At 61.4% G+C, this 23,817-nt stretch carries 25 protein-coding genes and 1 riboswitch; all 25 genes read left to right on the top strand.

Features of this window, described 5'->3' with window-relative positions:
• On the top strand, window positions 1-200 hold a 200-nt coding region (locus HY737_03945), incomplete at its 5' end, for a hypothetical protein (protein MBI4597536.1).
• Between the two features lie 47 nt (window positions 201-247).
• Entirely contained in the window at window positions 248-1,363 is a 1,116-nt protein-coding gene (locus tag HY737_03950; protein MBI4597537.1) for an inorganic phosphate transporter, read from the top strand.
• A 53-nt stretch (window positions 1,364-1,416) separates the two neighbouring features.
• Entirely contained in the window at window positions 1,417-3,702 is a 2,286-nt protein-coding gene (locus tag HY737_03955; protein MBI4597538.1) for a trehalose-6-phosphate synthase, read from the top strand.
• On the top strand, window positions 3,699-4,544 hold the full coding sequence (gene otsB, locus HY737_03960; GenBank protein ID MBI4597539.1) for a trehalose-phosphatase: 846 nt from the start codon (window positions 3,699-3,701) through the stop codon (window positions 4,542-4,544). Before HY737_03955 ends, otsB begins: the two co-directional genes overlap by 4 nt.
• Window positions 4,526-5,212: a hypothetical protein gene (locus tag HY737_03965; GenBank protein ID MBI4597540.1), complete on the top strand. Its 687-nt coding sequence runs from the start codon at window positions 4,526-4,528 to the stop codon at window positions 5,210-5,212. The genes otsB and HY737_03965 overlap by 19 nt, the downstream gene beginning before the upstream one ends.
• Complete coding sequence (locus HY737_03970) at window positions 5,179-5,907, top strand: hypothetical protein (protein ID MBI4597541.1); 729 nt, start codon at window positions 5,179-5,181, stop codon at window positions 5,905-5,907. Before HY737_03965 ends, HY737_03970 begins: the two co-directional genes overlap by 34 nt.
• A complete protein-coding gene (locus tag HY737_03975; protein MBI4597542.1) occupies window positions 5,891-7,144 on the top strand; it encodes a glycosyltransferase in 1,254 nt (417 codons plus the stop codon). Before HY737_03970 ends, HY737_03975 begins: the two co-directional genes overlap by 17 nt.
• On the top strand, window positions 7,141-7,947 hold the full coding sequence (locus HY737_03980) for an SDR family oxidoreductase (protein ID MBI4597543.1): 807 nt from the start codon (window positions 7,141-7,143) through the stop codon (window positions 7,945-7,947). The genes HY737_03975 and HY737_03980 overlap by 4 nt, the downstream gene beginning before the upstream one ends.
• 14 nt (window positions 7,948-7,961) lie before the next feature.
• Entirely contained in the window at window positions 7,962-8,222 is a 261-nt protein-coding gene (locus HY737_03985; GenBank protein ID MBI4597544.1) for a hypothetical protein, read from the top strand.
• Between the two features lie 93 nt (window positions 8,223-8,315).
• Window positions 8,316-9,251 (top strand): hypothetical protein, encoded by a 936-nt coding sequence (locus tag HY737_03990; GenBank protein MBI4597545.1) that lies wholly within the window; start codon window positions 8,316-8,318, stop codon window positions 9,249-9,251.
• Between the two features lie 12 nt (window positions 9,252-9,263).
• Entirely contained in the window at window positions 9,264-10,277 is a 1,014-nt protein-coding gene (gene rfaE1, locus HY737_03995) for a D-glycero-beta-D-manno-heptose-7-phosphate kinase (protein ID MBI4597546.1), read from the top strand.
• Window positions 10,274-11,845: a 3-deoxy-manno-octulosonate cytidylyltransferase gene (gene kdsB / locus HY737_04000; protein MBI4597547.1), complete on the top strand. Its 1,572-nt coding sequence runs from the start codon at window positions 10,274-10,276 to the stop codon at window positions 11,843-11,845. Before rfaE1 ends, kdsB begins: the two co-directional genes overlap by 4 nt.
• Window positions 11,846-13,528 carry a CTP synthase gene (locus HY737_04005; protein ID MBI4597548.1) on the top strand — a complete coding sequence of 561 codons (1,683 nt, stop codon included), beginning with the start codon at window positions 11,846-11,848 and terminating at the stop codon, window positions 13,526-13,528. It begins immediately after the preceding gene.
• Between the two features lie 5 nt (window positions 13,529-13,533).
• Window positions 13,534-14,412: a 3-deoxy-8-phosphooctulonate synthase gene (gene kdsA, locus HY737_04010; protein ID MBI4597549.1), complete on the top strand. Its 879-nt coding sequence runs from the start codon at window positions 13,534-13,536 to the stop codon at window positions 14,410-14,412.
• A gap of 40 nt (window positions 14,413-14,452) precedes the next feature.
• Entirely contained in the window at window positions 14,453-15,412 is a 960-nt protein-coding gene (locus tag HY737_04015; protein ID MBI4597550.1) for a KpsF/GutQ family sugar-phosphate isomerase, read from the top strand.
• Between the two features lie 63 nt (window positions 15,413-15,475).
• Entirely contained in the window at window positions 15,476-16,018 is a 543-nt protein-coding gene (locus HY737_04020) for an HAD hydrolase family protein (protein MBI4597551.1), read from the top strand.
• Between the two features lie 183 nt (window positions 16,019-16,201).
• A complete protein-coding gene (locus HY737_04025; GenBank protein ID MBI4597552.1) occupies window positions 16,202-16,414 on the top strand; it encodes a helix-turn-helix domain-containing protein in 213 nt (70 codons plus the stop codon).
• A gap of 89 nt (window positions 16,415-16,503) precedes the next feature.
• Window positions 16,504-16,584: riboswitch (cyclic di-GMP riboswitch) on the top strand.
• Between the two features lie 183 nt (window positions 16,585-16,767).
• Entirely contained in the window at window positions 16,768-17,379 is a 612-nt protein-coding gene (locus HY737_04030) for a hypothetical protein (GenBank protein ID MBI4597553.1), read from the top strand.
• Window positions 17,380-17,553: 174 nt separating this feature from the next.
• Window positions 17,554-17,808, top strand: a complete 255-nt coding sequence (locus HY737_04035; GenBank protein MBI4597554.1) for a hypothetical protein — start codon at window positions 17,554-17,556, stop codon at window positions 17,806-17,808.
• Window positions 17,808-18,122 carry a type II toxin-antitoxin system PemK/MazF family toxin gene (locus HY737_04040; protein MBI4597555.1) on the top strand — a complete coding sequence of 105 codons (315 nt, stop codon included), beginning with the start codon at window positions 17,808-17,810 and terminating at the stop codon, window positions 18,120-18,122. The genes HY737_04035 and HY737_04040 overlap by 1 nt, the downstream gene beginning before the upstream one ends.
• A gap of 90 nt (window positions 18,123-18,212) precedes the next feature.
• Complete coding sequence (gene lptC / locus HY737_04045) at window positions 18,213-20,102, top strand: LPS export ABC transporter periplasmic protein LptC (GenBank protein MBI4597556.1); 1,890 nt, start codon at window positions 18,213-18,215, stop codon at window positions 20,100-20,102.
• On the top strand, window positions 20,083-20,805 hold the full coding sequence (gene lptB, locus HY737_04050) for an LPS export ABC transporter ATP-binding protein (GenBank protein ID MBI4597557.1): 723 nt from the start codon (window positions 20,083-20,085) through the stop codon (window positions 20,803-20,805). The genes lptC and lptB overlap by 20 nt, the downstream gene beginning before the upstream one ends.
• Before the next feature lie 33 nt (window positions 20,806-20,838).
• Complete coding sequence (locus HY737_04055; GenBank protein MBI4597558.1) at window positions 20,839-21,951, top strand: hypothetical protein; 1,113 nt, start codon at window positions 20,839-20,841, stop codon at window positions 21,949-21,951.
• An 8-nt stretch (window positions 21,952-21,959) separates the two neighbouring features.
• Entirely contained in the window at window positions 21,960-22,568 is a 609-nt protein-coding gene (clpP, locus tag HY737_04060) for an ATP-dependent Clp endopeptidase proteolytic subunit ClpP (protein ID MBI4597559.1), read from the top strand.
• A gap of 109 nt (window positions 22,569-22,677) precedes the next feature.
• Window positions 22,678-23,781 (top strand): alanine--glyoxylate aminotransferase family protein, encoded by a 1,104-nt coding sequence (locus HY737_04065; GenBank protein ID MBI4597560.1) that lies wholly within the window; start codon window positions 22,678-22,680, stop codon window positions 23,779-23,781.
• Window positions 23,782-23,817: the final 36 nt, after the last annotated feature.

The raw sequence follows: 23,817 nt of genomic DNA on the forward strand, positions 1-23,817 counted from the left end.
GGCTGGAGGCCATTTCGGAGCGCCAGTGGGACTATGTCGTCACGATGGGCTGCGGCGACCAGTGTCCAACGCTGCCGGCGACGCATCATCTTGACTGGGAGCTGCCCGATCCGGCCGGCGGGACGCTGGAAGCCGCCCGCCACATCCGTGATCACATTGCCGCGCGCGTGCGCGAGCTCATGGCGAGGGCCGACAAGTAGGCCGAGCATGAGGTACACGGGTATGTACCATCACAGAGAAGGGTGACATGATCATCTGGGTAGCACTCGCCGTACTGTTTCTGGCCTATACGAATGGGGCCAATGACAACTTCAAAGGCGTCGCCACGCTGTTTGGCAGCCGCACAACGGACTACCGCAAAGCACTGTGGTGGGCGACCCTGACGACCTTCGCGGGTTCCTGCGTCGCTCTCGCACTGTCTGGGGGATTGGTGAAAGCTTTTAGCGGCAAGGGGCTGGTCCCGGATCTCCTGACCCACGACCCACAATTCCTCTTGGCTGTTGGCCTCGGAGCTGCCCTGACGGTCATGCTCGCGACCATCACAGGCTTTCCGATTTCCACGACCCATGCGCTCACCGGTGGGTTGGTCGGTGCAGGTCTCGCCGCGGTCGGGACAGTCAATGCCGGCAAGTTAGGCCAGAGCTTCTTCATACCGCTGGCGATCAGTCCATTCGTGAGCTTTGGAGCGACCGCGTTGCTCTATCCGGTGTTCCGATTCGCTCGTCTGAAGCTGGGGATCGAGCGTCAGATGTGTCTCTGTGTCGATGGCGGGGTTCCACAACCCGTCCTGGTTCAGCCGAATGGGACCGCCGTGCTTCGCTCGACCGGCTTGTCGCTGAGTGTCGGGCAATTGTCAGCCTGTGCCGAGCGCTATCAGGGTCACATTCTCGGCATCGATTCACAGTGGATCCTGGATCGACTGCACTTTCTTTCAGCCGGAGCGGTCAGTTTCGCCAGGGGCCTGAACGATACGCCGAAGATCGTCGCCCTTCTCATCGCCGCGCAGGCACTCCGAGTCCCGCTGTCCATGAGCCTGCTCGTGATCGGCCTCGCCATGGCGATCGGAGGGCTGCTGAATGCGCGACGGGTCGCCATGACCATGAGCGAGCGGATCACAACGATGAACCATGGCCAAGGCTTCACGGCGAATCTGGTGACCGCGGTACTGGTGCTGTTCGCCTCGCGCTGGGGGCTTCCGGTGTCGACGACGCATGTGTCCTGCGGCAGCCTCTTTGGATTGGGCGCCGTCAATCGCACGGCGCAGTGGGGCGTCATTCGAACGATTGTGCTCTCATGGCTTGCGACCTTGCCCCTGGCCGCAGCCCTGGGGGCTGGAATCGTGTGGCTGAACCGTCTTTTTTAGTCGTATAATAGACCGTCATTGATCCTGACGCCGACAAAACACTAACGCATCCCATGCGAATCACCCTTCGACTCATCCTCTCACTGGTCATCGCATCCTCGGCGGTGGTCTTTGTGTCCACCAGCTATGAGGCGCGGCAAGAACAGGTGCGCTTGCAGGATGAATTGGAGCGCAGAGCGGCCATTGTCGCTGACAGCCTGCAGGATCTTGCCGAACCGTTGATGGCCGACCCGGAGCGGCTGGCCGAGCTGCAGCGGCTCGTCGAGCGGTTTGGAAACCGGGAACGGTTGGCTGGCGTGGCGCTGTACGCCGCCGATGGGCAAACACTCGCGTTGACCACCAACCTGCCGCGACAGTTCCATGGGCTACCGCCCCTCGCGGAGGAGGCGATTCAGGTCGATACCGCCCAGCACGGTTTCATCCAGGTCGGGGAACAGCGGTGGCACCTGTTTGCGCTGCCGATGCGTCGGGACGCCAGTCTCCTTGGCGCGTTAGTCCTCTTCCACGATGCGACCTACATCGAGACTCACGCCACGCAGCTCTGGCGGCAGAATTTCGTCCGCTTGCTCTTTCATGTGCTGCTCATCTCGCTGGTGACGCTGCTGATTGTGCGGTGGAGCCTGATCCGGCCGATGAGCCGGACCGTCGAGTGGATCAGACGCCTGAGGACCGGGGAGCCGGCCGATGACGCCTTGCCCAAGGAAGACCTGTTTGGGCCGCTCGCCCGTGAAGTCACGCACATGGCGAAGAGCCTGATGGCCGCCAAGGCCGCCGCGGAGGAGGAGGCCAGGCTTCGTCATGCTCGCGAGGCGCACTGGACCGCCGAGCGGCTGAAGGAACACGTCAAGTCGGTCCTGCAGGGCCGCACCCTGATCGTCGTGGCGAATCGTGAACCGTATCAGCACATCCGCGAAGGCCGGCACATTCGGTGGATGATGCCGGCCAGCGGTTTGGTGACGGCGGTGGAACCGATCCTGCGGGCCTGCGGCGGAACCTGGGTTGCTCACGGCTCAGGGGATGCGGATCGCGAGACCGCCGATGCGCACGGCAAACTGAAGGTGCCGCCGGAGACCCCCGCCTATACGCTCAAGCGGGTCTGGTTATCGAAGGAGGAAGAGGACGGGTACTATTACCGCTTTGCGAATGAAGGCCTCTGGCCGCTCTGCCACATCGCGCATACGCGGCCCATCTTCAACGCCGACGCCTGGGCGGCGTACCAGCAGGTCAACGCCAAATTCGCCGCGGCCGTCTTGGAGGAGCTGGAGGGAATCGAGAATCCCTGTGTGCTGATCCAAGATTATCATTTCGCCCTCCTGCCGCGCCTGATCAAGGCCGCGCGGCCGGATGCGATGGTCGCACTCTTTTGGCATATTCCGTGGCCCAACCCGGAAGCCTTCGCCATCTGTCCATGGGCGCGAGACTTGCTCGATGGCATGCTGGGCGCGGATCTGCTCGGCTTTCACATTCAGTTCCACTGCAACAACTTCCTCGATACGGTGGATCGTCTCGTGGAATCTCGCATCGACTGGGAGCGGTTTGCGGTCAACCGGCGTGAGCAGAAGACCCTGGTCAGGCCGTTTCCGATCAGCATTGCCTCTGAGGACGCGGAGCAGCCGAGCGCTGGCAGCAGCGCACGCCCTGACGCCTCGACGCTCAGAGAAGGCCTGCTCAAGAACCTGGGCGTCGCGGCCGCCTATCTCGGTGTGGGGGTGGATCGTATCGACTACACCAAAGGCATTGGGGAACGGTTCCGGGCCATCGAGCGGTTCCTGGAGCAGCACAAGGAGTTTCAGGGCCAATTCACCTTTGTGGAGCTAGGAGCCCCGAGCCGGACATTGATCAAACGCTATCATGATCTGGGCGCTGAGTTGGATGCCGAAACGGAGCGCATCAATCGGCGGTTTCAGACGCGCGCCTGGAAACCGATTGTGTTCCTCAAGAAACACCACAGCCACGCCGAGATCGCGCCCTTCTATCAGGCTGCGAACCTCTGTCTGGTCACGTCGCTCCATGATGGCATGAACCTGGTGGCCAAGGAGTTTATTGCGGCTCGGGCGGATGCGCAGGGCGTGCTCATCCTCAGCGGGCTCACCGGAGCGTCCCGCGAGTTGCCTGAGGCCCTGATCGTGAATCCATACGATATTGACCAGACGGCAGACGCCATTCATGCCGCGCTCACCATGGATGAAGCCAAACAGCGAGCCAGGATGGAACGCATGCGGCAGACGATCCATGAGCGGAACATCTACCGGTGGGCCGCCGATCTGGTCAGCGAGCTGGCCCGGATCCGCCCTGATTCGTCGCGCCCGCGCGTGATCCAGGCACCACAAACAACATGAGGTCGCTGAGCAGCCGGTGGACGACGATTCGACAGCGGATCGTGAGTGCCAGGCTCGTGCTCCTCTGCTGTGACGTTGACGGCACGCTGGCTCGGATCGCCGATCACCCCGCGCACGCTCAACTGCCGACAGGCACGAAGCGTCTTCTGAGGCAGTTGGTTGGCTTGCCGGGGTTTCGGGTGGTGTTCGTGAGTGGCCGGGCGCTGGCCGATCTGAAGCGGATCGTAGGAATTCAAGGCGCCTACTATGTTGGCAACCACGGCTTGGAAATGGCCGGGCCCAGCCTAGCCTTTACGCATCCGCAAGCGCGGCGAGCGCGGCCGCGATTGCGCAGGCTAGCTCGGCAGCTCTCACGGGCGCTCCGCGATATCCCCGGCGCGTTGGTGGAGTGGAAGGGGTTGACCGTCAGCGCGCATTGGCGCTCGGTGCCGCCATCCGCGCACCGCCTGTTTCATCGGCGGGTGGAAGCCTGTGTGGGCTCGTGGCGTCGACGCGGGTGGCTTCGGCAGCGGCGGGGCAAGCGTGTCATCGAGCTGCTTCCGCCGGTGGCGTGGGATAAAGGCCGCGCGGTGACGTGGCTCCTTCGGCATCTGTCCCCTCGCGGCGGGGCGGCTGGCTGGTGGGTGATCTATCTCGGGGATGACCGGAGCGATGAAGATGCCTTCCGAGTCACGAACCGTCTGCGCGGCCTGACGGTGTTTGTGGGCCCGCGTCGAGTCGCCACCGCCGCGGCGTATTGGTTGAAGAGCCCGCGGGATGTCCAGCGGTGGTTCAGCGCGCTGCAGCGCGCGCAGAGCGAGGCGTTCGCCTCAAGGAGGGAGCCATGGACTGGAACCAACTGATGCTTGAGCCATTACGGTTGCTCGCGGAACAGCTGCAGATGCTGATCCCAAAAATGCTTGGGGCATTGCTGATTCTCGTGGCCGGCTGGTTGCTGGGCGGCATCGCGCGAGGGCTCATCGTCCGCCTGCTGCGGGCGATCGGTCTGGAGCGGCTGGCGGAGAAAGCCAAGATCAGCGAGCTGTTGCACCGTGGAGCCATTCGGCTGACGTTTGTGGAGCTGCTCGGCCAGCTCGTCTATTGGCTGCTGCTCGTGGCGGCGACGATCGTCGGGCTGCAGTTCGTCGGGATCGACGCGGCCGCCGAATGGCTGACGCGATTTGGGGCGTTCCTCCCGCGTATTATCGTCGGCATTGTGGTGTTTCTGTTCGGCATGCTCTTGGCGTCATTTTTGGGCGCGACCGTCCGCGCGGCCACCCTCAACGCCGGCTTGACGCATGGACACCTGGTGGGCCAAGCCGTCTACACGATGGTGCTGCTCGTCACCATCATCGTCGCGTTGGAACAGTTGCAGGTGGTCACCCGGACGATTGAAATCGCCCTGTACATCCTCATGGGGACGTTTGGCCTGGCCTTCGCGCTGGCCCTGGGCTTAGGCTCTCAGGGATTGGTCAAGCGGTTCCTCGAGGACATCCAATGGGAGAAACGGAAATCATCGAAGGGTCCATGAGCTTGCCGTCGGAAGCCGGCACGCCGTTTCGTTTTTTCACGAGCTTCGTGCTGCAAGAAGCCACCGGGCTGCGCGCCGCGACCCTGCCGCAGCTGGCGGCGTTGTTGCGCAAGGTGCCGGAGGGCTGCATCTATTACCACACCCACTATTTTCTTCTGAGCCACCACTACCTGATCCCGGAGCCGCCGAATGACTTCGCCTATTGGGTGGCCGAAATCCTCGGCGAAGGGCGGCTCGGCGAATGGCTGGCGAGCATCGATACGATGGAGCACGCCACCCTCCAAAGCCTTCGGGAGGCATTTGCGTCGACGATTGAGCGGTATCTTGACCAGACCCCCTCGGCCCAGTTGAAATTCGCTTCCGAGGGCGAGGAGTTCTTCTTCGTCAAATCGGTGCACGTGATCATGCCGACCGCGCATCAGGTCTCAACACTCGCCGGCTTTGCGCAAGCCCTGTCGCAGATCAGCATCCATTCGCTGTACTTCCATATGTTTGACGCGCGGCTGCGGCTGGGCCAGTCGACGAATGATTTTGCGATCTGGTTTGAGGAACAGCTGGGCTTAGGGCCGCTCGCGGAGCAGGTCGCACAGCTGGATCCCTACGCGCGCACGCTCGAGTCTCTGCGGACCATGCTGTTGGCCATGGTGCAGCAGGAGCTCGATCGTCAGGGAACATCGCATGCCGCAGCTCGCTGATTACAGTCCCATTGTCGGGGCCAGCACCGTCGAGGAGCTGCGCGCCTTAGCCCAGCACGTGGCCGGACGGCGGGTGGTGATGGTGAATTCCACCCGCGTCGGCGGCGGGGTCGCCGAGATTTTGGAGCGCATGGTGCCGCTGCTGCAGGAGCTGGGCCTGCAGGTCCGCTGGGAGGTCATCGAAGGCACGGAGCCGTTTTATCGGGTGACCAAGGCGTTCCACAATGCGCTGCACGGCAAGGCCGAGACGATCACGCCGGAGATGTTTGACACATTTCTGGAGACGGGACGGCGCAATGCGCAGCGATTGACGTTGGACGATGATGTGGTGTTCATCCATGATCCGCAGCCGATGACCCTGGTTGATGAGCGGGATCGCGCCCCGCAGTCGAAATGGCTGTGGCGCTGCCATATTGATGTCTCGCGGCCGAGCCAGCTCGTGTGGAAATTCCTCCAGCCCTACATTCTCAAATTCGATGCCGCGGTCTACTCTTCTTCGGCGTTCGCGCAACAGATGGCGATGCGGCAAATACTCATCGCTCCGTCGATCGATCCGCTCAGCGATAAGAATCGCGAGCTGCCTCCAGAGGAGATCCAGGCGATCCTGCAGCGGCTGAATGTGCCGCAAGACCGGCCGATCATCACGCAGGTTTCGCGGTTTGACTACCTCAAAGATCCGGTCGGGGTGATCGAAGCGTTCCGGCGAGTCCGCAAGTCGATCAAGTGCCGGCTGGTGTTGGCTGGTGGATCTGCGAGCGATGATCCGGAAGGAGAGGAAGTGTTGAACCGCGTCCGCGAAGCCGCCAACGGCAGCGCCGACATCCACTTGCTGATGCTGCCTCCAAACAGCCACATCGAGATCAACGCGCTTCAGCGCGCCTCGGCGGTCGTCGTCCAGAAATCCATCCGGGAGGGATTCGGGCTGACGGTCTCCGAGGCGCTCTGGAAAGCCCGGCCGGTCGTCGCCTCGGCGGTCGGCGGAATTCCCCTGCAAGTGAAGCACCGGCACAGCGGGTTACTGGTGCATAGCGTGGAGGGGGCTGCCTACGCCATCAAGCAGCTGCTTGGCAATCCGGAGTATGCGAAACGGCTTGGCGAGAACGGCCGAGAGCATGTTCGCCAGAATTTCCTGCTGACCCGGCATCTGCGGGACTACCTGCTGACGTTCTTGACCTTAGACGGCTCAGGCGACTTGAGGTATTTGAACGGTTCCGGCGGCCCACGTCTGCGACAATGACGTCCGCCATTGATCTTGCTCGTCACCGGCCGACGGCCCTGATCACCGGCTCGAGCGGCGGTATTGGCTTCGAGCTGGCCACGCTGTTTGCCCGCGATCGCTACAACCTCGTCCTTGTTGCGCGCCGCCTGGATGAATTGATGCGCATCGCCGAGGCGTTTGAGCGCGCGCATGGCGTGGCCGTTCGGGTGATCGCCAAAGATCTCTCCTCGCCGGACGCAGCGTCGGACATCGCCCAAGAGCTCAAGCGCCAGCGGGTCCATGTCGATGCGCTCGTCAACAATGCCGGCTATGCCCTGTATGGCCGATTTGCGACGACGGATCTTGAGGATGAGCTGCGGATGATGCAGGTCAACATGGGAACGCTCACACAGCTGACCAAGTTGCTGCTGCCGGATATGCTCGCGCACCGCTCGGGAAAGATTCTCAATGTCGCCTCGACCGCGGCCTTTGTTCCCGGGCCGCTGATGGCCGTGTATTACGCGACGAAGGCGTATGTGTTATCATTCTCTGAAGCGCTGGCCAATGAGCTGCGGGAGGCCGGCATTACCGTGACCGCCCTCTGTCCCGGGCCCACGGAGTCCGGGTTTCAAGAGCGGGCCGGGTTGGATCGCCGGGTGCGGCTGGTGCGGGGCCGGCTGATGGATGCGAAGGCCGTCGCGGCGATCGGCTATCGAGGCATGATGGCCGGTGTACCGGTGGTGATTCCCGGCTGGACGCATCGCGCCATGGTCTCGCTGGCCAGGCTCGCGCCTCGGCGGTTGGTGCTCAGGAGCATTCGGTTTCTGCAAGAGCGGGTGTAACACAGGAGGGATCGATGACCCATAGTGTCGGACTGTTATTGCTAGCGGCGGTGGGCGGCTACTGGGTGTTGGAGCGCGCTGAGACCCACAAGAAGGGGTTGAAGCGCATCGGGCGCCTTGTGGCGGCCGTGGTCATGATCGTCAGTTTGGTCGGCGTCCTCTGCAAGGTCTGGTGCGTGGCCAGCGGCAATTGCGTCGGGATGGGCAAGTGGGGCATGCACGGCGGCTACTGCCCAATGTCCGGAAAGATTCCCCACGCCTCCCCGGCGCCCTGAGGCGTTTCCCCCCACGATCGTGTGAGCAGCGTCGAGTAGAAGCCGCTGCGGCGCGTTGACAGGCCGCAGCGGCTTTTGGTAGAATAGCGTAACGTGCCAACGCTTGATTTCACGCGACTGAAGACCTACCCCGCCAGTTCTCGCAAAAGCAAAGTGCAGATCTCGGCGTTTGCGAGGATGGGCCGCAAAGGCGGCAGCTTCCGCCAGTTCTACGACTCTCTCCCGAAATTTCTCGCCGTCAACAGCTTGAACACGGTGGTGGACGCCATCGTGCAGGCGCGCCGCCGCCACAAACCCGTGCTGTGGATGTTCGGCGCGCATGTCATCAAGGTGGGCCTCAGCCCTTTGCTGATCGAGATGATCCGGCGCAAGATCGTGACGGCCATCGCCATGAACGGGGCCGGGGTCATCCACGATTTCGAGCTGGCCTACATGGGGTGCACCTCGGAGGAAGTGGCCGAAGCGTTGGCCGACGGCTCCTTCGGCATGGCCGAGGAGACGCATCGGCAGCTCAACCGCGCCATCCGCGAGGGGGCGAAGCGAGGCTGGGGGCTGGGGCAGTCGGTGGGGGCGATGATCGCCAAGAGCGCGCTGCCGCATCGGCGCCTTAGCGTGCTGGCGACGTGCCACCGGCTTGGGGTGCCGGCGACGGTGCATGTGGCCATCGGCACCGACATCATCCACCAGCATGCGGATGCGGATGGGGCGGCCATCGGCCAAACCTCGCTGGCCGATTTCCGCACGCTCGTCGGGGTGGTCTCCAGCCTGGGGCACGGCGGGGTCGTGGGCAATTTCGGCTCGGCGGTGATTCTGCCGGAGGTGTTCCTGAAAGCCGTGTCGATTTCGCGCAACCTCGGCCATGCCGTCAAGGATTTTACGGCGTTTGATTTCGACATGATCCGCCATTATCGGCCGTCGGAGAACGTGCTCAAGCGGCCCACGCTGCTCGGCGGCAAGGCCGTGCACATCACCGGCCATCATGAGCTGCTGATGCCGCTGCTCGTCCGTTCCGTCATTGAACATCTTTAGCGGTGATGCCGCATGAATAATTCGTTAGGCGCCTTGATCAAAAAATTCCGACGGGCGACCATCATGGTCATCGGCGATCTCATGCTCGATGAGTTCGTCTGGGGCAAAGTCAGCCGGATCAGCCCCGAGGCCCCGGTGCCGGTGGTGTGGGTGCAATCTGAATCGACGATGCCCGGGGGGGCGGCGAATGTGGCGAACAACCTTGCGGCGCTGGGCGGCCGCGTGATTCCTGTGGGCCTGATTGGCGATGATCGGTGGGGCCATGCGCTCGTGTCGGGGTTGGCGTCGCAGCGCATCGACACCGGCTCGATCCTCACGATCCGCCGCCACACGACGGTCAAAACTCGGGTGATTGCGCATCACCAGCAGGTGGTGCGGGTGGATCGAGAGCAGAACGAACCGCTGCCGCCCAAGACGATCGAGCGGCTCATTGCCGCCGTCGAGGCCCGCCTGCCGGAGGCGGACGCGATGATCATCGAAGACTACGGCAAGGGCGTCATTACCCGGCAGCTCTTGGAGTCGGTGATTCCTCGAGCGCGTTCGCGCAAGACGATCATCACGGTGGATCCGAAGCAGGAGCATTTCGATTTGTATCGCGGCGTGACGGCCCTCACGCCGAACCGCGAGGAAGCCGGCGAGGCCGTGGGCCGCGAACTTCAGACGCCGGCGGATGTGGAGGCGGCGGGTGCTGACATTTTGCGGCGGCTGATGTGCGATGGGCTGCTGATTACGCTCGGCGAGGAAGGCATGTGCGTCTTTGAGCAGGAGCGCGCACCCCTGCGCATTCCCACCGTGGCGCAAGAAGTCTTCGACGTGGCCGGGGCGGGTGACACCGTGATCGCGACGTTTACCTTAGCACTCGCCGGCGGGGCGAGCATGGAGCAGGCCGCGCGGCTGGCCAATGCGGCGGCTGGCATCGTCGTTGGAAAGTTGGGGGTCGCCACCACCACGCCCGAGGAATTAACGCAGGTCCTCGCGGCTCGACGACGCCAGCCGCGTCCGCGTCCAGTGAGCCTGCATCGATGAGCGTCCTCGTGGTCATTCCGGCGCGGTATGGCTCAACGCGATTTCCCGGCAAGCCTCTCGCCCTGCTTTCCGGCAAACCGGTGATCCAGCGCGTCTATGAACAGGCCAGCCGTGCGACATTGGCGAAGCCAGTGATCGTGGCGACTGATGATGACCGCATTGCGCGCGCCGTGACGCAGTGCGGTGGCCAGGCCGTCATGACCTCGGCATCCGCGCGCAGCGGCACCGAGCGCGTGGCCGAAGTGGCGCGCGCGCACCAGGCCCAGGTCATCATCAACGTGCAGGGCGATGAGCCGCTGATTCACCCGTCGATGATCGACCAATTGGCGGAGTATCTCACGCGCCACGCCGCCGTGCCGATGGCCTCGTTGATGACGGCGTTGAAGCCCGAGGACCTCGCCAATCCGAACGTGGTGAAGGTGGTGACGGATCGCGATGGATTTGCCCTGTATTTTTCCCGGGCTCCTATCCCGCATGTCCGCAATCACTCAATCACTCAATCACTCAATCACCCGTGGAAGCATTTGGGCATCTATGGCTACCAGCGGCATTTTCTGCTGCAATTTCCATCCTTAGAGCCGACCCCGCTTGAGCAGGCTGAGCAGCTGGAGCAGCTGCGAGCGCTTGAGCACGGCTACCGCATCAAACTTCTGGAAACCGCGCATGACACCATTGGGGTGGATACGCCGGAGGATTTGAAAAAGGCGGAAGCGCTGATGCAGACCGTAGATCGCAAACCGCAGACCGCAGCGAGAAAGACGGCGGGAGCGGTCTTGGTGGCCTTCCTCCTTGTGCATGGGATGGCGCAGGCCGCGAATGAGTCAGCGCAAGATCCGTCCTGGCGGCAGGCCGATGCCCAGGCCATGCAGCTCTACCAACAAGGGAAGGTGGCTGAAGCCACCGCGCTCACCGAATCGCTGCTGCGCCGAGCCTCCGCTGCGTTCGGCCCTGATGACATGACCGTGGCGAAATACCAGAATAATTTGGCTCAGCTTGATGCGGCCCAGCATCGCGACGCTGAAGCGGCCCTCCTCTATCAGCGAGCGCTTCACATTCTCGATCAGCGCTTAGGATCCGAGCATCCGCACAACGCCTCGGTCTTGGTGGGCTATGCGGATGTGCTCAAACGCCTCGGTCGGGCGGAGGAAGCGAACGCCATCGCCGCCCGCCTTCAACGCATCGCGTCGCAAGAGCACACCGAGCAGGCGAATTTCGAACGCGTGGTGTCAACCGGCGATCAGCTATATGCGCAAGGCCGCTTCGCGGAAGCCGAGCAGGTGGCGCTGATGACCGTGCAGGCGACTGAGAAAAAATTCGGGCTCCATGATCCGCGGACCGCGCTGGCGTATAACGATCTCGCCACATCGTACTATTCGCAGCGGAAATTTGCCGAAGCGCTCCCGCTGTTTCGGAAGGCGTTAGACATGCTCGAGCAGACCGTGGGGGAGCGCGATGCGGATACGATCACCGTCATGGAAAATTACGCGCTCTGTTTGCGCGACAGCGGCGATGCGAAGGCCGCCCAACCGATTGAAGCTCAGCTGAAGGCGCGGAAAGCGAAACCGTAAATGGCGAAGTATATCTTTGTGACTGGTGGCGTCGTCTCGAGCTTAGGCAAGGGCATTGCCTCGGCCTCCATCGGGCTGCTGCTCAAATCCCGCGGCCTGAAAGTCACGCTGCAGAAGCTCGATCCCTACATCAACGTGGATCCCGGCACCATGAGCCCGTACCAGCACGGCGAAGTTTACGTGACCGAAGACGGGGCGGAAACCGACCTGGACTTGGGCCACTACGAGCGATTCACCGGCCAAACGATGACGCAGGCCAATAACGTGACGGCCGGCCGCATTTATCATACGGTGATCACGAAAGAGCGGCGCGGCGATTACCTCGGCAGCACGGTCCAAGTGGTCCCGCACATCACCGATGAGATCAAGCAGTCGATGAGGGCTGTCGCGAAACAGAATGTTGATGTGGTCATCATTGAAGTCGGCGGCACCGTCGGCGACATCGAAGGCTTGCCGTTTCTTGAGGCGATCCGCCAGCTGCGCAATGAGCTCGGGCGGGGGAACGCCATTAATGTCCATGTCACACTCGTGCCCTACATTCGCGCCGCGGATGAGCTGAAGACCAAACCCACCCAGCATTCCGTGGGCAAATTGCGGGAAATCGGTCTGCAGGCCGACGTGCTCTTGTGCCGAACCGAGAAGCCGTTCTCCGAAGGCGTGCGCAGCAAAATCGCGCAGTTTTGCAACGTGGCCCCTGAGGCGGTGATTCAAGCGCTCGATGTGCGCGATGTCTACGAGGTGCCGCTCATTTTTAATCAGCAGGGATTGGATGACACGATCCTCCGCTTGCTCGAGCTGAAGTACCCCCAGCATGATTTGCTGGAATGGCGCACGAAGGTCGTGGAGCGGGCCCTCAACCCGAAATACCGCGTGGCGATTGCCGTCGTCGGCAAATACATCCAGCTGCAGGATGCGTACAAGTCCATCTATGAGGCTCTGCGCCACGGCGGCTTGGGGAATGATGCCGCCGTCGATGTGACGCGCGTGGATTCCGAGCAGATTGAGCGTGACGGGGCCGAGGCGACGCTCGGCAAGGCTCACGGCATTCTGATCCCTGGAGGTTTCGGGCACCGGGGCATCGAAGGCAAACTCGCCGCGATCCGCTATGCGCGCGAGCGCGGCGTGCCGTTTTTGGGCATTTGTCTTGGGATGCAGTGCGCCGTGATTGAATTCGCGCGCAATGTCTGCGGCCTGGCCGGGGCCAACTCCACCGAATTTGATCCCAAAGCCCCGCATTCGGTGATCAGCCTGCTGGAAGAGCAGCAGGGGATCAAGGCCATGGGCGGCACGATGCGTTTGGGAGCATCCACGTGCCGGCTGCAAAAGGGGACGAAAGCGTTCGCCGCCTATCAGCGCGAGGAAATTTCTGAGCGGCACCGCCATCGCTACGAAGTCAACAACGCGTATCGCGGACAATTCAGGAAGGCGGGCCTCGTTGTGGCAGCGACCTACAATCCTGGCGATTTGGTGGAAATTATCGAGCTGGCCGATCATCCCTGGTTTGTGGCCGGGCAATTCCACCCGGAGTTTCGATCGCGACCGTTGTCCCCGCATCCGCTGTTTACGGCCTTTGTCTCGGCCGCGCTTCACTACAGCACGCAGCAGGTATCCAATGGCGGCACACATCGACGAGCTAAAAAAGTATCTGCCGCCAAACCTCGACGCTCCGCCAAAACTCGCTAACCATCATGACGCAATCACCTCATCACTCAATCACTCAATCACCCGTCGTTGTTCGGGTGGGTTCTCTCAACATCGGCGCCGGCCAGCCGCTCGTGTTGATTGCCGGGCCAGATGTCATCGAATCCGAAAAACACCTTGCCTCGCATGCCGAACGGATGCGCACGATGTGCGCGAAGGCCGGCGTGTCGTACATCTTAAAATCCAGCTACGACAAAGCCAACCGCACCTCAGGGACCTCGTTCCGCGGCCCCGGCATCAAGGAGGGGCTGAACATCCTGGCCAAGGTGAAGAAGTCCGTGGGGGTTCCGGTCTTGAGCGATGTGCACTGCCGCGAAGATGTCGCACCGGCGGCTGAGGTGCTGGATGTGCTGCAAGTGCCGGCGTTTCTTTCGCGCCAGACCGATTTGATCATTGCCGTCGCCAAAACCGGCAAGCCGATGAATATCAAGAAGGGCCAGTTTCTCGCTCCGTGGGACATGAGGCACGTAATCGCCAAGGCTGAGTCTGCCGGCAATCATTCGATTTTGGTGACCGAACGGGGAGCGAGTTTTGGCTACAACAACCTGGTCTCCGACATGCGCAGCCTGCAAGTGCTCGCCGGTTTCGGCTACCCGGTGATTTTCGATGGCACGCACTCGGTCCAGCTTCCAGGCGGGCTTGGGGATGCCTCAGGCGGCCAGCGCGAATTTGTGCCGACCCTCGTGCGCGCGGCCGTCGCCACCGGTTTCTGCCACGGCATTTTCCTCGAAGTCCATGAGGATCCTGATCACGCTCCGGTTGATGGGCCCAATATGCTCAAACTCTCCAACTTGCCCCGCCTTTTAGACGAAGTCCAAGCTATCCAAAGAGCGATATCAGATATCAAACGGCCATTTCATATCTGATATGGTTTGGCCGTTTGATATCTGATATCGTCTGGAAACCATGAGCATTAAACGGGCACGAGAAGTATTGAGGATTGAAGCGGAGGCGATTCTGCGGCTGATTCCGCGCGTAGGCCGCGCCTTTGAGGATGCGGTGGATCGCGTGGTGGCCTGCCGCGGCCGTGTGGTCGTCACCGGCATGGGCAAGGCCGGCCTTATCGGGCAGAAGATTTCGGCAACGCTTTCCTCAACAGGCACGCCGAGCCATTGGCTCCATCCAGCCGAAGCCATCCACGGGGATCTGGGCCGCATCACGAAGGATGACGTCATCATCGCCGTCTCCAACAGCGGCGAAACCGAAGAGCTCACGCGGCTGCTGCCCGTGATCAAGCGCATTGGCGCCTCGCTCATCGCGATGACAGGCAATCCTACATCCAGCCTGACAAAATATAGCGACGTGACCCTCGATGTCAGTGTGGCGCACGAAGCCTGCTCGCTCAATCTCGCGCCCACCTCCTCGACGACCGCGATGCTGGCGATGGGCGATGCGCTCGCCGTGGTCGTGGCGGAGCGGAAAGGCTTTAAGGAAAAGGATTTCGCGCGGCTGCATCCGGGCGGCGCGCTCGGCAAGCGGCTGCTGCTGCGCGTTAAAGACATCATGCGCACCGGAGCAGCGCATCCAGTGGTCAAGGAGACCGCGCGCGTCAAACACGTGCTGCTGGCGATTACGAAGGCGCGGGCCGGCTGTGCCAGCGTGGTCGACGCGCGCGGGCGGCTGGCCGGCATCTTCACCGACGGAGATTTGCGCCGGCATCTGGAATCCACCGCGGATCTGACCCAGCATCGGGTGCGCGAGGTCATGACGCGCCATCCGAAGACCATCGGCCAGGATCGCCTGGCCGTGGAAGCGCTGCGCATGCTGCGCGAGCACCGCATCGATGAGGTGGTCGCCGTCGATGAGCGCCGCCGGCCCGTCGGCCTCCTCGACGTCCAGGATCTGTTGAAGGCCGGCTTTGTCTAGAGCGATATCAGATATGAAATGGCCATTTCATATCTGATGTCGATCTGAGGCTCCTTTTTCGAGATGGAACGAACGCATAGTCCGTCACCGGAAATTGTGCAGCGCGCTGCGCGCGTGAATGTCCTGCTCATCGACGTCGACGGTGTCTTGACCGACGGGCGGATCGTCTACGCGGAGTACGGCGATGAGCTGAAGTTCTTCAACGTGCAGGATGGCGCCGGACTCGTCTTTTGGAACCGTGTGGGCCTGAAGTCCGCCATCATCACCTCTAGAACTTCCAAGATGGTCAAGCGACGCGCCAAGGAAATGCGCATTGACTTCCTCGCCCAGGGCGAGCGTGTGAAAATCCACGCCTTTGAGCGGATGCTGAAGAGATTGCGCACGACGCCGGAGCAAGTCTGCGCGATCAGCGATGATGTGATGGAGCTGCCCATCCTGCGCCAGGTCGGTCTCGCCGTGGCCGTGCCGAACGCCATCGATGAAGTCAAAACCATTTGCCATTACGTCACGCATCGTCCCGGCGGGCAAGGCGCGGTGCGAGAAGTCGTCGATATGATCCTCAAAGCCAAAGGCCTTTGGGAATCCGTCCTCCAGTACTATCACTAATCACTCTACCTACAGAACTTCCTGTATCGCAGAGCGTTATATCAAGGGACGTCCAGAACGCGTACCGCCTATAAAAATTTGGTAAAAGTCTTGAAGAAATAAGAGAGGATATGGCATACTCCCATCTAAGAGCAGTGATTGAGTGATGCAGTGATTGGGTGATGGAGTGAAAAGATAATGATAATGAAGAAATCAACCAACGGTCACGGACAACCGAAAGATCAGATCATGACGCTGCGCGAGGTGGCGAAGTACCTCGGCTTGCACGTCATGACCGTGTATAAGCTCACCCGCGAAGGGCGCGTGCCGGCGGCCAAGATCGGCGGCCAGTGGCGCTTCAAGCGCGACGTCCTCGATGGCTGGCTCGAAGGCCAGATGCACCAGCACACCACGTAAGCGATCAGCGTTTAGCCTTCAGCGATCAGCAACGACCTCTCACCATTGACGCCGTAGTGACGTTAGGGCTATACTTTTTATAGATAGACTGACGATAAGAGCACACCCCGCGTGGTGAGCGGGGGTCGCAAAGCCACGGGTCTCAGGAAGAAGATCGCCGGGTTGCCGAGGAATCTGAGATCGCCGAACTGCCGAAGCCCAAGGCGGGCACCGCCGCGAATAGCGGTGGTCGCCGAAGGGCATACCGAGGCCGAAGGCCGAGGTAACCAGGCGGCTCGGCCTTTTTAGTTCGATATCAGATATGAAATGGGCATTTCATATCTGATATCGCCTTAAGACTCAGGAGGCGAGGGATGGGACGTTCAACGATGAAGGCTTGGCTGCTCGTGGGGTTGCTCCTCGCCACCGCCGGCTACGTGATCGCCGAGGAGATCACGCTGACCACCTACTACCCCTCCCCCCGCGGGGTGTACCAGGAGTTGCGGTCGACGAATAGCACCTTTTTGGCGTACAACAGCGGCAACGTGGGGATTGGGACGGATCAGCCGGATGCGCAAGCCAAGCTGGATGTTAGTGGGCCGGTGCGAATGGGAAACTTTGATAACGCCCATCAGCCGCCAGATAATAGCACGGGTCAACCGTGCGCGGAAGGTGCACTCTACTACAACACCGACCACCACGAGTTCCGCGGCTGTATGCAAGGCTTCTGGAAACCGTTCGGGAATGCTCCAGTACCTACCGGCTGGTATGGATCTTGTTCAGAATCTTCAGGGGTCGGACCACCGCTGAACATAGACGCTAGTTGTGGCGCTTCAGCGCCCGCGACTTGCAGTGGTATAACATGCGTCTGCCCGGCGGCAGACTATGTCAAGACGGTGACTGGAAGTATCATATGGGAACCTGATCCACCGGGCCATCCTGGGATGACACAAAGCGCCACGAGCTATAGCTGCTTGAAGAAATAACCCACGACTCTCCTTGGTCGTTGACGCTCCTGCCGAAAATGCTGGTCCGACTATTTTCCATAGGACTCGAAATTCGCCATGGCGAATTTCGAGGAGGCGCTTGACACTGCCGGAACTCAGATGTATACTATGGTATTGACGATCAGAATACTAAAGTAATCCTGGAGGATGCCGATGGCACAGGCCGTGAAAACCGCGATCAGTTTTCCCCGGAGCGAATTTACGCGCCTTGAACAGCTCTGCAAGCGCACGCATCATAGCCGAAGCCGGATCCTGCTGATGGCATTTCGGACATGGCTGCGCATGAGAGAGCAAGAAGCTCTTGAGGAACGCTATGTTGCCGGCTATGCGCGCCACCCCGAGCTTGCCGCTGATGTCGAGGGGTACTACAAGGCCGGTCTGACCAGTTTGGCACGGGATTCCTGGTAATGCAGCGGGGCGAAGTGTGGTGGGCCGAGTTACCGACACCCATCGGGAAACGACCCGTGGTCATCATCTCGCGTCAACGGGCCATTCAGGTGAGAGTCTCCATCATTGTGGCGCAAGTGACCACGACCATCCGCGACATTCCGGTTGAAGTCCCCCTGGGTCAGACGGATGGCATGCCAAAACGGTGTGTCATCAACTGCGATGTGCTGACGACGATTCCCAAGGAGGCGCTCAAGGAGCGGATGTGCTTCCTGACTCAAGAAAAGCTGCTCGCCCTCCATGCCGCGCTTCGCTTTGCCCTTGGCTTGGATTAATTCTTCGATCCGCTCGTTGTAGTTGACGCTCCCTCCGAAAAGGCGTATCATATTTCGCTGATTATGAAGCACCCTATCCGTCGACGAATCATGTACTTAGGGTTCCAGGCGCTGCGCGTAAGCGCCCAAGCGCTTCCCCTGCCAGCCGCCCAGGCGGTTGGGGCAGCGCTGGGAACGGCAGCCTACTATTTCATCGGTAGCCAGCGGCGCCTCGCCCACCAGCATCTCGCCTACGCCCTGGGGCCTTCGGTCAGTCCATCGCTGCGGCGGCGGATTGCGCGCGGGGTGTTCGTCAATCTCGGGCGCAATATGATGGAATGGCTCCAGGTGCCGAAGCTCTCGACGGCGGATCTGCAGCAGCTGATTTCGGCCGAAGGCATCGACCACATCCGCGAAACGCTGAAGCAGGGCAACGGCGCCTTGATGGTGACGGCGCACTTCGGCAACTGGGAGCTGATTCCGCTCTATCTTCGATCGCTCGGTTTTGAAGGGGCGGTGCTCGCACGCCGGCTGCGGTATCCGGAGTATGAATCATTTTTGATTTCGATGCGCGGCGCAAAAGGCGTGACCACGCTGGCCCGCGGTGCGGCCAAAGATGTGGCCGCACTCTTGCGCGCGAATCAGCTCATCGGGCTGTTGCCGGATCAGGACATCGACAGCCTCGATGGCGTGTTCGTCGACTTTTTCGGCCAGCCGGCGCATACGCCGATTGGGCCGGCCGCGCTCTCCGTGATGACCGGGGCACCCATCATCCCTTGTTTTCTCCGTCGAGACGGACGGCGATTTCGCTTGAGCGTTGAGCCGCCGTTGCGCGCGCCGCCAGGCGCCGATCGGACGGCAGCCATGCGCGAATTAACGCAGGCCTGGAGCGCGGTGGTCGAGTCCGCTATCCGCCGGTACCCTGAGCAGTGGGTCTGGATGCATCGTCGCTGGAAGACTCGTCCCACCAGCGAAACGGCGACACAGGACACACGACCCATGACACACGACACACGCCAGGGGCCTGTTCCTGCAGCAACCAGGACGTCCGGAACGTCACAGTCATGGGTCATGGGTCATGCGTCATGGGTCGCTCTATTGCTCTGTGCTTCGTTGATCGGATGCGGCAAGTTCGGTGGCACCAAGCACGCCGCCAAGCCGGCCGCGCCCCAAACCGAGCAGCGAATGAGCAGCTTCACGCTGACCGGCTACCATCAAGGCGGCGGCACGAAGTGGGTGCTCAATGGCCAAGGGGCGACGCTTGAGGAGAACCTGGTCACGATCCTGCGCCCAGACGCCACCGGGTTTGACCCCGGGCGCACGGCGTATCTGACGGCCTCGATCGCCCGGGTCAATCAGACCAACCGCCATGTGCAGATGGAGCACGACGTGACCATCCACACCACCGACGGGTTGTGGCTCTCAACGCCGCGGCTCAATTGGATCCCGGATGATAACCGCATGAGCACGGATCAATCGGTGCGCATCGAGACCGATCACATGCTGCTGCGGGGGCGGGGGCTCAACGGCCTCACGCAGCTAAAATTCGCGCGGCTTGAGCAGGACATCGAAATGGTGCTCAATCCCTCCGACCATGACGCCGTCAGCCTCAACCACCCCGACGGGCCCGGCCAGGTGACGATCACCTGCGACGGGCCGCTGTCATTCGACTACCAGCACAGCGTGGCCACGTTTGAGCGCAACGTCCATGTCAACGACCCCAACGGCGATCTCTATTCGGATCGGCTCGTCGCCTACATCGATCAGGCCACGCATACCATCAAGTATGCCGAAGCCACCGGCAGAGTCCGCATCCATCAGCATGACAATACCGCGCTCTCCGATCGGGCGGTGTATGAGCCCGGAAAAGGCAAGATCACGCTGGTGGGAAAACCGTCGCTGCTGCTGTACCCGACGGAGAAGAATCAACCCCCGCAACTGTCGCTCGGCGGCCTGATGGAATCGCCGAGCCCGACCACGCATGCAACGGCTACGAACTGAACGGCTGGTGAAAGGCTATGGCGGCCGCCCGGTGGTGGACGGCGTGGACATCGCTGTCTCCCGCGGCGAGATCGTCGGCCTGCTGGGGCCCAACGGGGCCGGCAAGACGACGACCTTCGCGATGATGGTCGGCTATGTGCGGCCGGATGGCGGGCGCATCATGCTGGATGACCGCGAGGTCACCGACTGGCCGATGTATCAACGCGCGCGGCTGGGGATCGGCTACCTCGCGCAGGAGCCGTCGATTTTCCTGAAGCTGACCGTTGAGCAGAATATCCTGGCCGTGCTGGAGACCCTGGAGATGTCGCCGAAAGAGCGCCGGAATCGCCTGGATCTGCTGCTGAACGAATTGGGCATTACGCACTTAGCGCGGCAGAAGGCGCTCACGCTCTCCGGCGGCGAGAAGCGCCGGCTGGAAATCACCAGAGCGCTCGTCACGAACCCGGAGTTCATCCTGCTGGATGAGCCCTTTTCCGGCATCGACCCCATCACCGTGTTTGAAGCTCAAGAGATCATCCGCGAGCTGAAGCGCCGTGGCTTAGGGATTTTATTGACCGATCACAACGTGCGCGAGACGCTGGCGATTACCGACCGAGCCTACATCATGGCCGAGGGCCGCGTCCTGATCGCTGGCACCGCCCATGAGCTCATCACGGATCCGCGGGCGCGTGAGATTTACCTCGGCGAGAAATTCCGACTCTAACCGCGAAGGGCACCCAGCGACCTCGAACGACCCATGGCCTTGTTCAAGAAGTCCACACGCCCAACACGAGACGGCGATGATCACGCGGTGACCGAGACCGCTCCCTGCGAAAAATCGCTGCGCCTCGTGATGAGCCCGCAGGAGGTCGCCCCCGTGCGGGCCGCGGTCCTCGCCGAATTCCAAAAGGAAGCCGCCCTGCCGGGATTCCGGAAAGGCAAAGCGCCGGTGGAGCTGGTGCGGCGCCAGTACGCCGATGCGATTCAGCAGGAGCTGGTGCAGCGGCTCAGCCGCCGCGCCCTGGAGCAGGCTGCCAAGGCGCATCAGCTCAAACCCGTCGGGCCCTTCGAAGTCAAGCAGGTGCAGCTCAACGACGCCGATGGCCTGACGTTGGAAGCGACGGTTGAAGTTGAGCCGACGTTTGCGTTGGGCGCGTACACAGGCCTTCCGCTGACCGAGCCATCCTTGGAGGTAGCCGCGGAGGAGCTGCAGCGCGCGCTCGCGTCGCTGCAAGACTCGATGGCGCAGCTCGTGCCGGCCGGCGAGGGCCAGCCGAAAGAGCGGAAAGTCCCGCCGCTGGACGAGGCGTTCGCCAAAGACCTGGGATTCGACACCGTCGCGAAACTCACCGAGCATGTGGAAGCCAAGCTGCGGGAGCAAAAGCGCGCCGCGCAGGCGCGCGATGTGGAAACGGCGTTGTGCGACGAGCTGCTGGCTCGCCACGCCTTTGCCGTGCCGGCGAAGCTGGTGGCGCGGCAAACCGAGCAGCTCACGCGCGATTTTCGAGTTCGGCTGCTCCTCTCCGGCATCACCGAAGGCCAGGTGGAGGAGGAGCTGAAGAAATTCACCGAGCAATTGCGCACGAGCGCTGCGCGCCATGTCAAATTGGCGTTTATCCTCGATCGGATCGCCGAGGCAGAGCAGATCGGCGTTGCGGAGCAAGATCTCGTCGAGCGATTGTGGAGATTATCGCAGCGATGGAAGAAAGACCCGGCTGACGTGCGCAAGATCTTTGATGCCCAAGGGCTCTGGGGGTCGGTGGCCTCGGCCATCCGGCAAGAGAAGACGATTGAGCTGTTGAAACGTGAAGCCAAAATCACTCAATCACTGAATCACCCAATTACTCAATCACCGGTTCAGCAACCATGAGGGGGAAGATGAGCAGCGAGCACGGACAACTGTTGGTTCCGATGGTCGTGGAGCAATCGCCGCGCGGAGAGCGCGCCTACGATATCTACTCACGGCTGCTCAAAGATCGCATTGTCTTTATCGGCACGCCAATCGATGACGTGGTGTCCAACCTGATCATCGCGCAATTATTGTTCTTGCAGAACGAGGATCCGGATAAGGAAATCAACATCTATATCAATTCCCCGGGCGGCTCGGTGACGGCGGGCCTGGCCATTTACGACACGATGCAGTTTGTGAAGCCGCCGGTGGCGACGTACTGCGTGGGGCAGGCGGCGAGCATGGGCGCCTTGCTCTTGTGCGCGGGCACGAAAGGCAAGCGGTTTGCGTTGCCGGATGCGCGCATCATGATCCATCAGCCGTGGGGCGGGGCCCAAGGGGCCGCGTCGGATATTTCGATTCAGGCGCGGGAGATTTTGCGGTTGCGCGAGAAAATTAACGAGCTGCTGGTCAAGCACACCACCCAGCCCTTGGACAAAATCGAAAAGGACACCGACCGCGACTACTTCATGTCCGCCGATGAAGCCAAAGAGTACGGCATCGTGGATGAAGTGATCCGCGGCAAACCAAAGAAGTGATTGAGTGATTCAGTGATTGGGTGATTGAGAGATTTGTGTGCTGGGCAAGCCGCCGCTTAATCACCCAATCACTTAATTACTGAATCACTAACGATTGGAGCGTGTAGTGATGAATTCAGACATGTTACTCACTCCAGGACCGACGCCGTTGCCGCCGCAGGTGAGGGAGGCGCTCGGACGGCCGATCATTCATCACCGCACGGCCGCCTACCGCGCCTTATTTAAGCGCGCGATGGCCGGCATGAAAACGGCGATGCAGACGGCCAACGATGTCGTGTGTCTGACCAGCTCAGGCACGGGTGCTATGGAAGCGGCCGTGGTGAATCTGCTCTCACCGGGCGATGAGGCGATCGTCATTCTCGGAGGAAAATTCGCCGAGCGATGGGAGAAACTCTGCAAAGCCTTTTGTGTCAAAGCCACGACGATCCCTGTCGCCTATGGCGATCCGGTTGATCCGCAAAAAGTGGCCGAAGCGCTTAACACGCATCCCAACGCGAACGCGGTGTTCGCCACACTCTGCGAGACCTCAACTGGCGTCGTCAACGACATCAAGGCGATTGCCGCGCTGACCCGCAACAGCCCGGCGGTGCTGGTGGTCGATGCGATCAGCGGCCTGCTCGCCGATGACTGCAAGACCGATGAGTGGGGCATCGATGTGGTCGTCACCGGCTCGCAAAAGGGGCTGATGCTGCCGCCAGGTCTTGCCTTTTTGAGCCTGAGTACCCGCGCCTGGGCGTTGGTCGACCAATCCAAGACGCCGCGCTTCTACACCGATCTGCGGCTGTACAAAAAATCTCTGGCGGATGATGACACGCCGTTTACGTCAGCCGTCTCGACGGTGATCGCCCTGGATGAAGCGTTGAAGCTGATTTTGAGCACAGGGGTGGCGCAGCAGATCGCGCGGTGCGCGTCGATGGCTGAAGCCACGCGCGCTGGTGCGAAAGCGCTTGGGCTCACCCTGTTTTCCAAGCGACCCTCGAATGGAGTCACGGCCATCAACGTGCCGGCCGGCATCGACGGAAAAAAACTGACCAAGACGATGTATGAGCGCTCGCATGTGATGGTGGCCGGCGGCCAGGGCGAGATGGAAGGCAAAATCTTTCGGTTTGCCCACATGGGCTTCATTTCACCGGAGGACATCGCGGCGGGATTGACCGCCTTGGAAGGCGCATTAACCGAGTTGGGCTATAAAGCCGTAGGAGCGAGAACGTGATGCCACAGACAGCAGACAGCAGACCGCAGACCGCAG

It is taken from the genome of Candidatus Omnitrophota bacterium (assembly GCA_016209275.1).
GTDB lineage: Bacteria > Omnitrophota > Gorgyraeia > Aquiviventales > Aquiviventaceae > JACQWM01.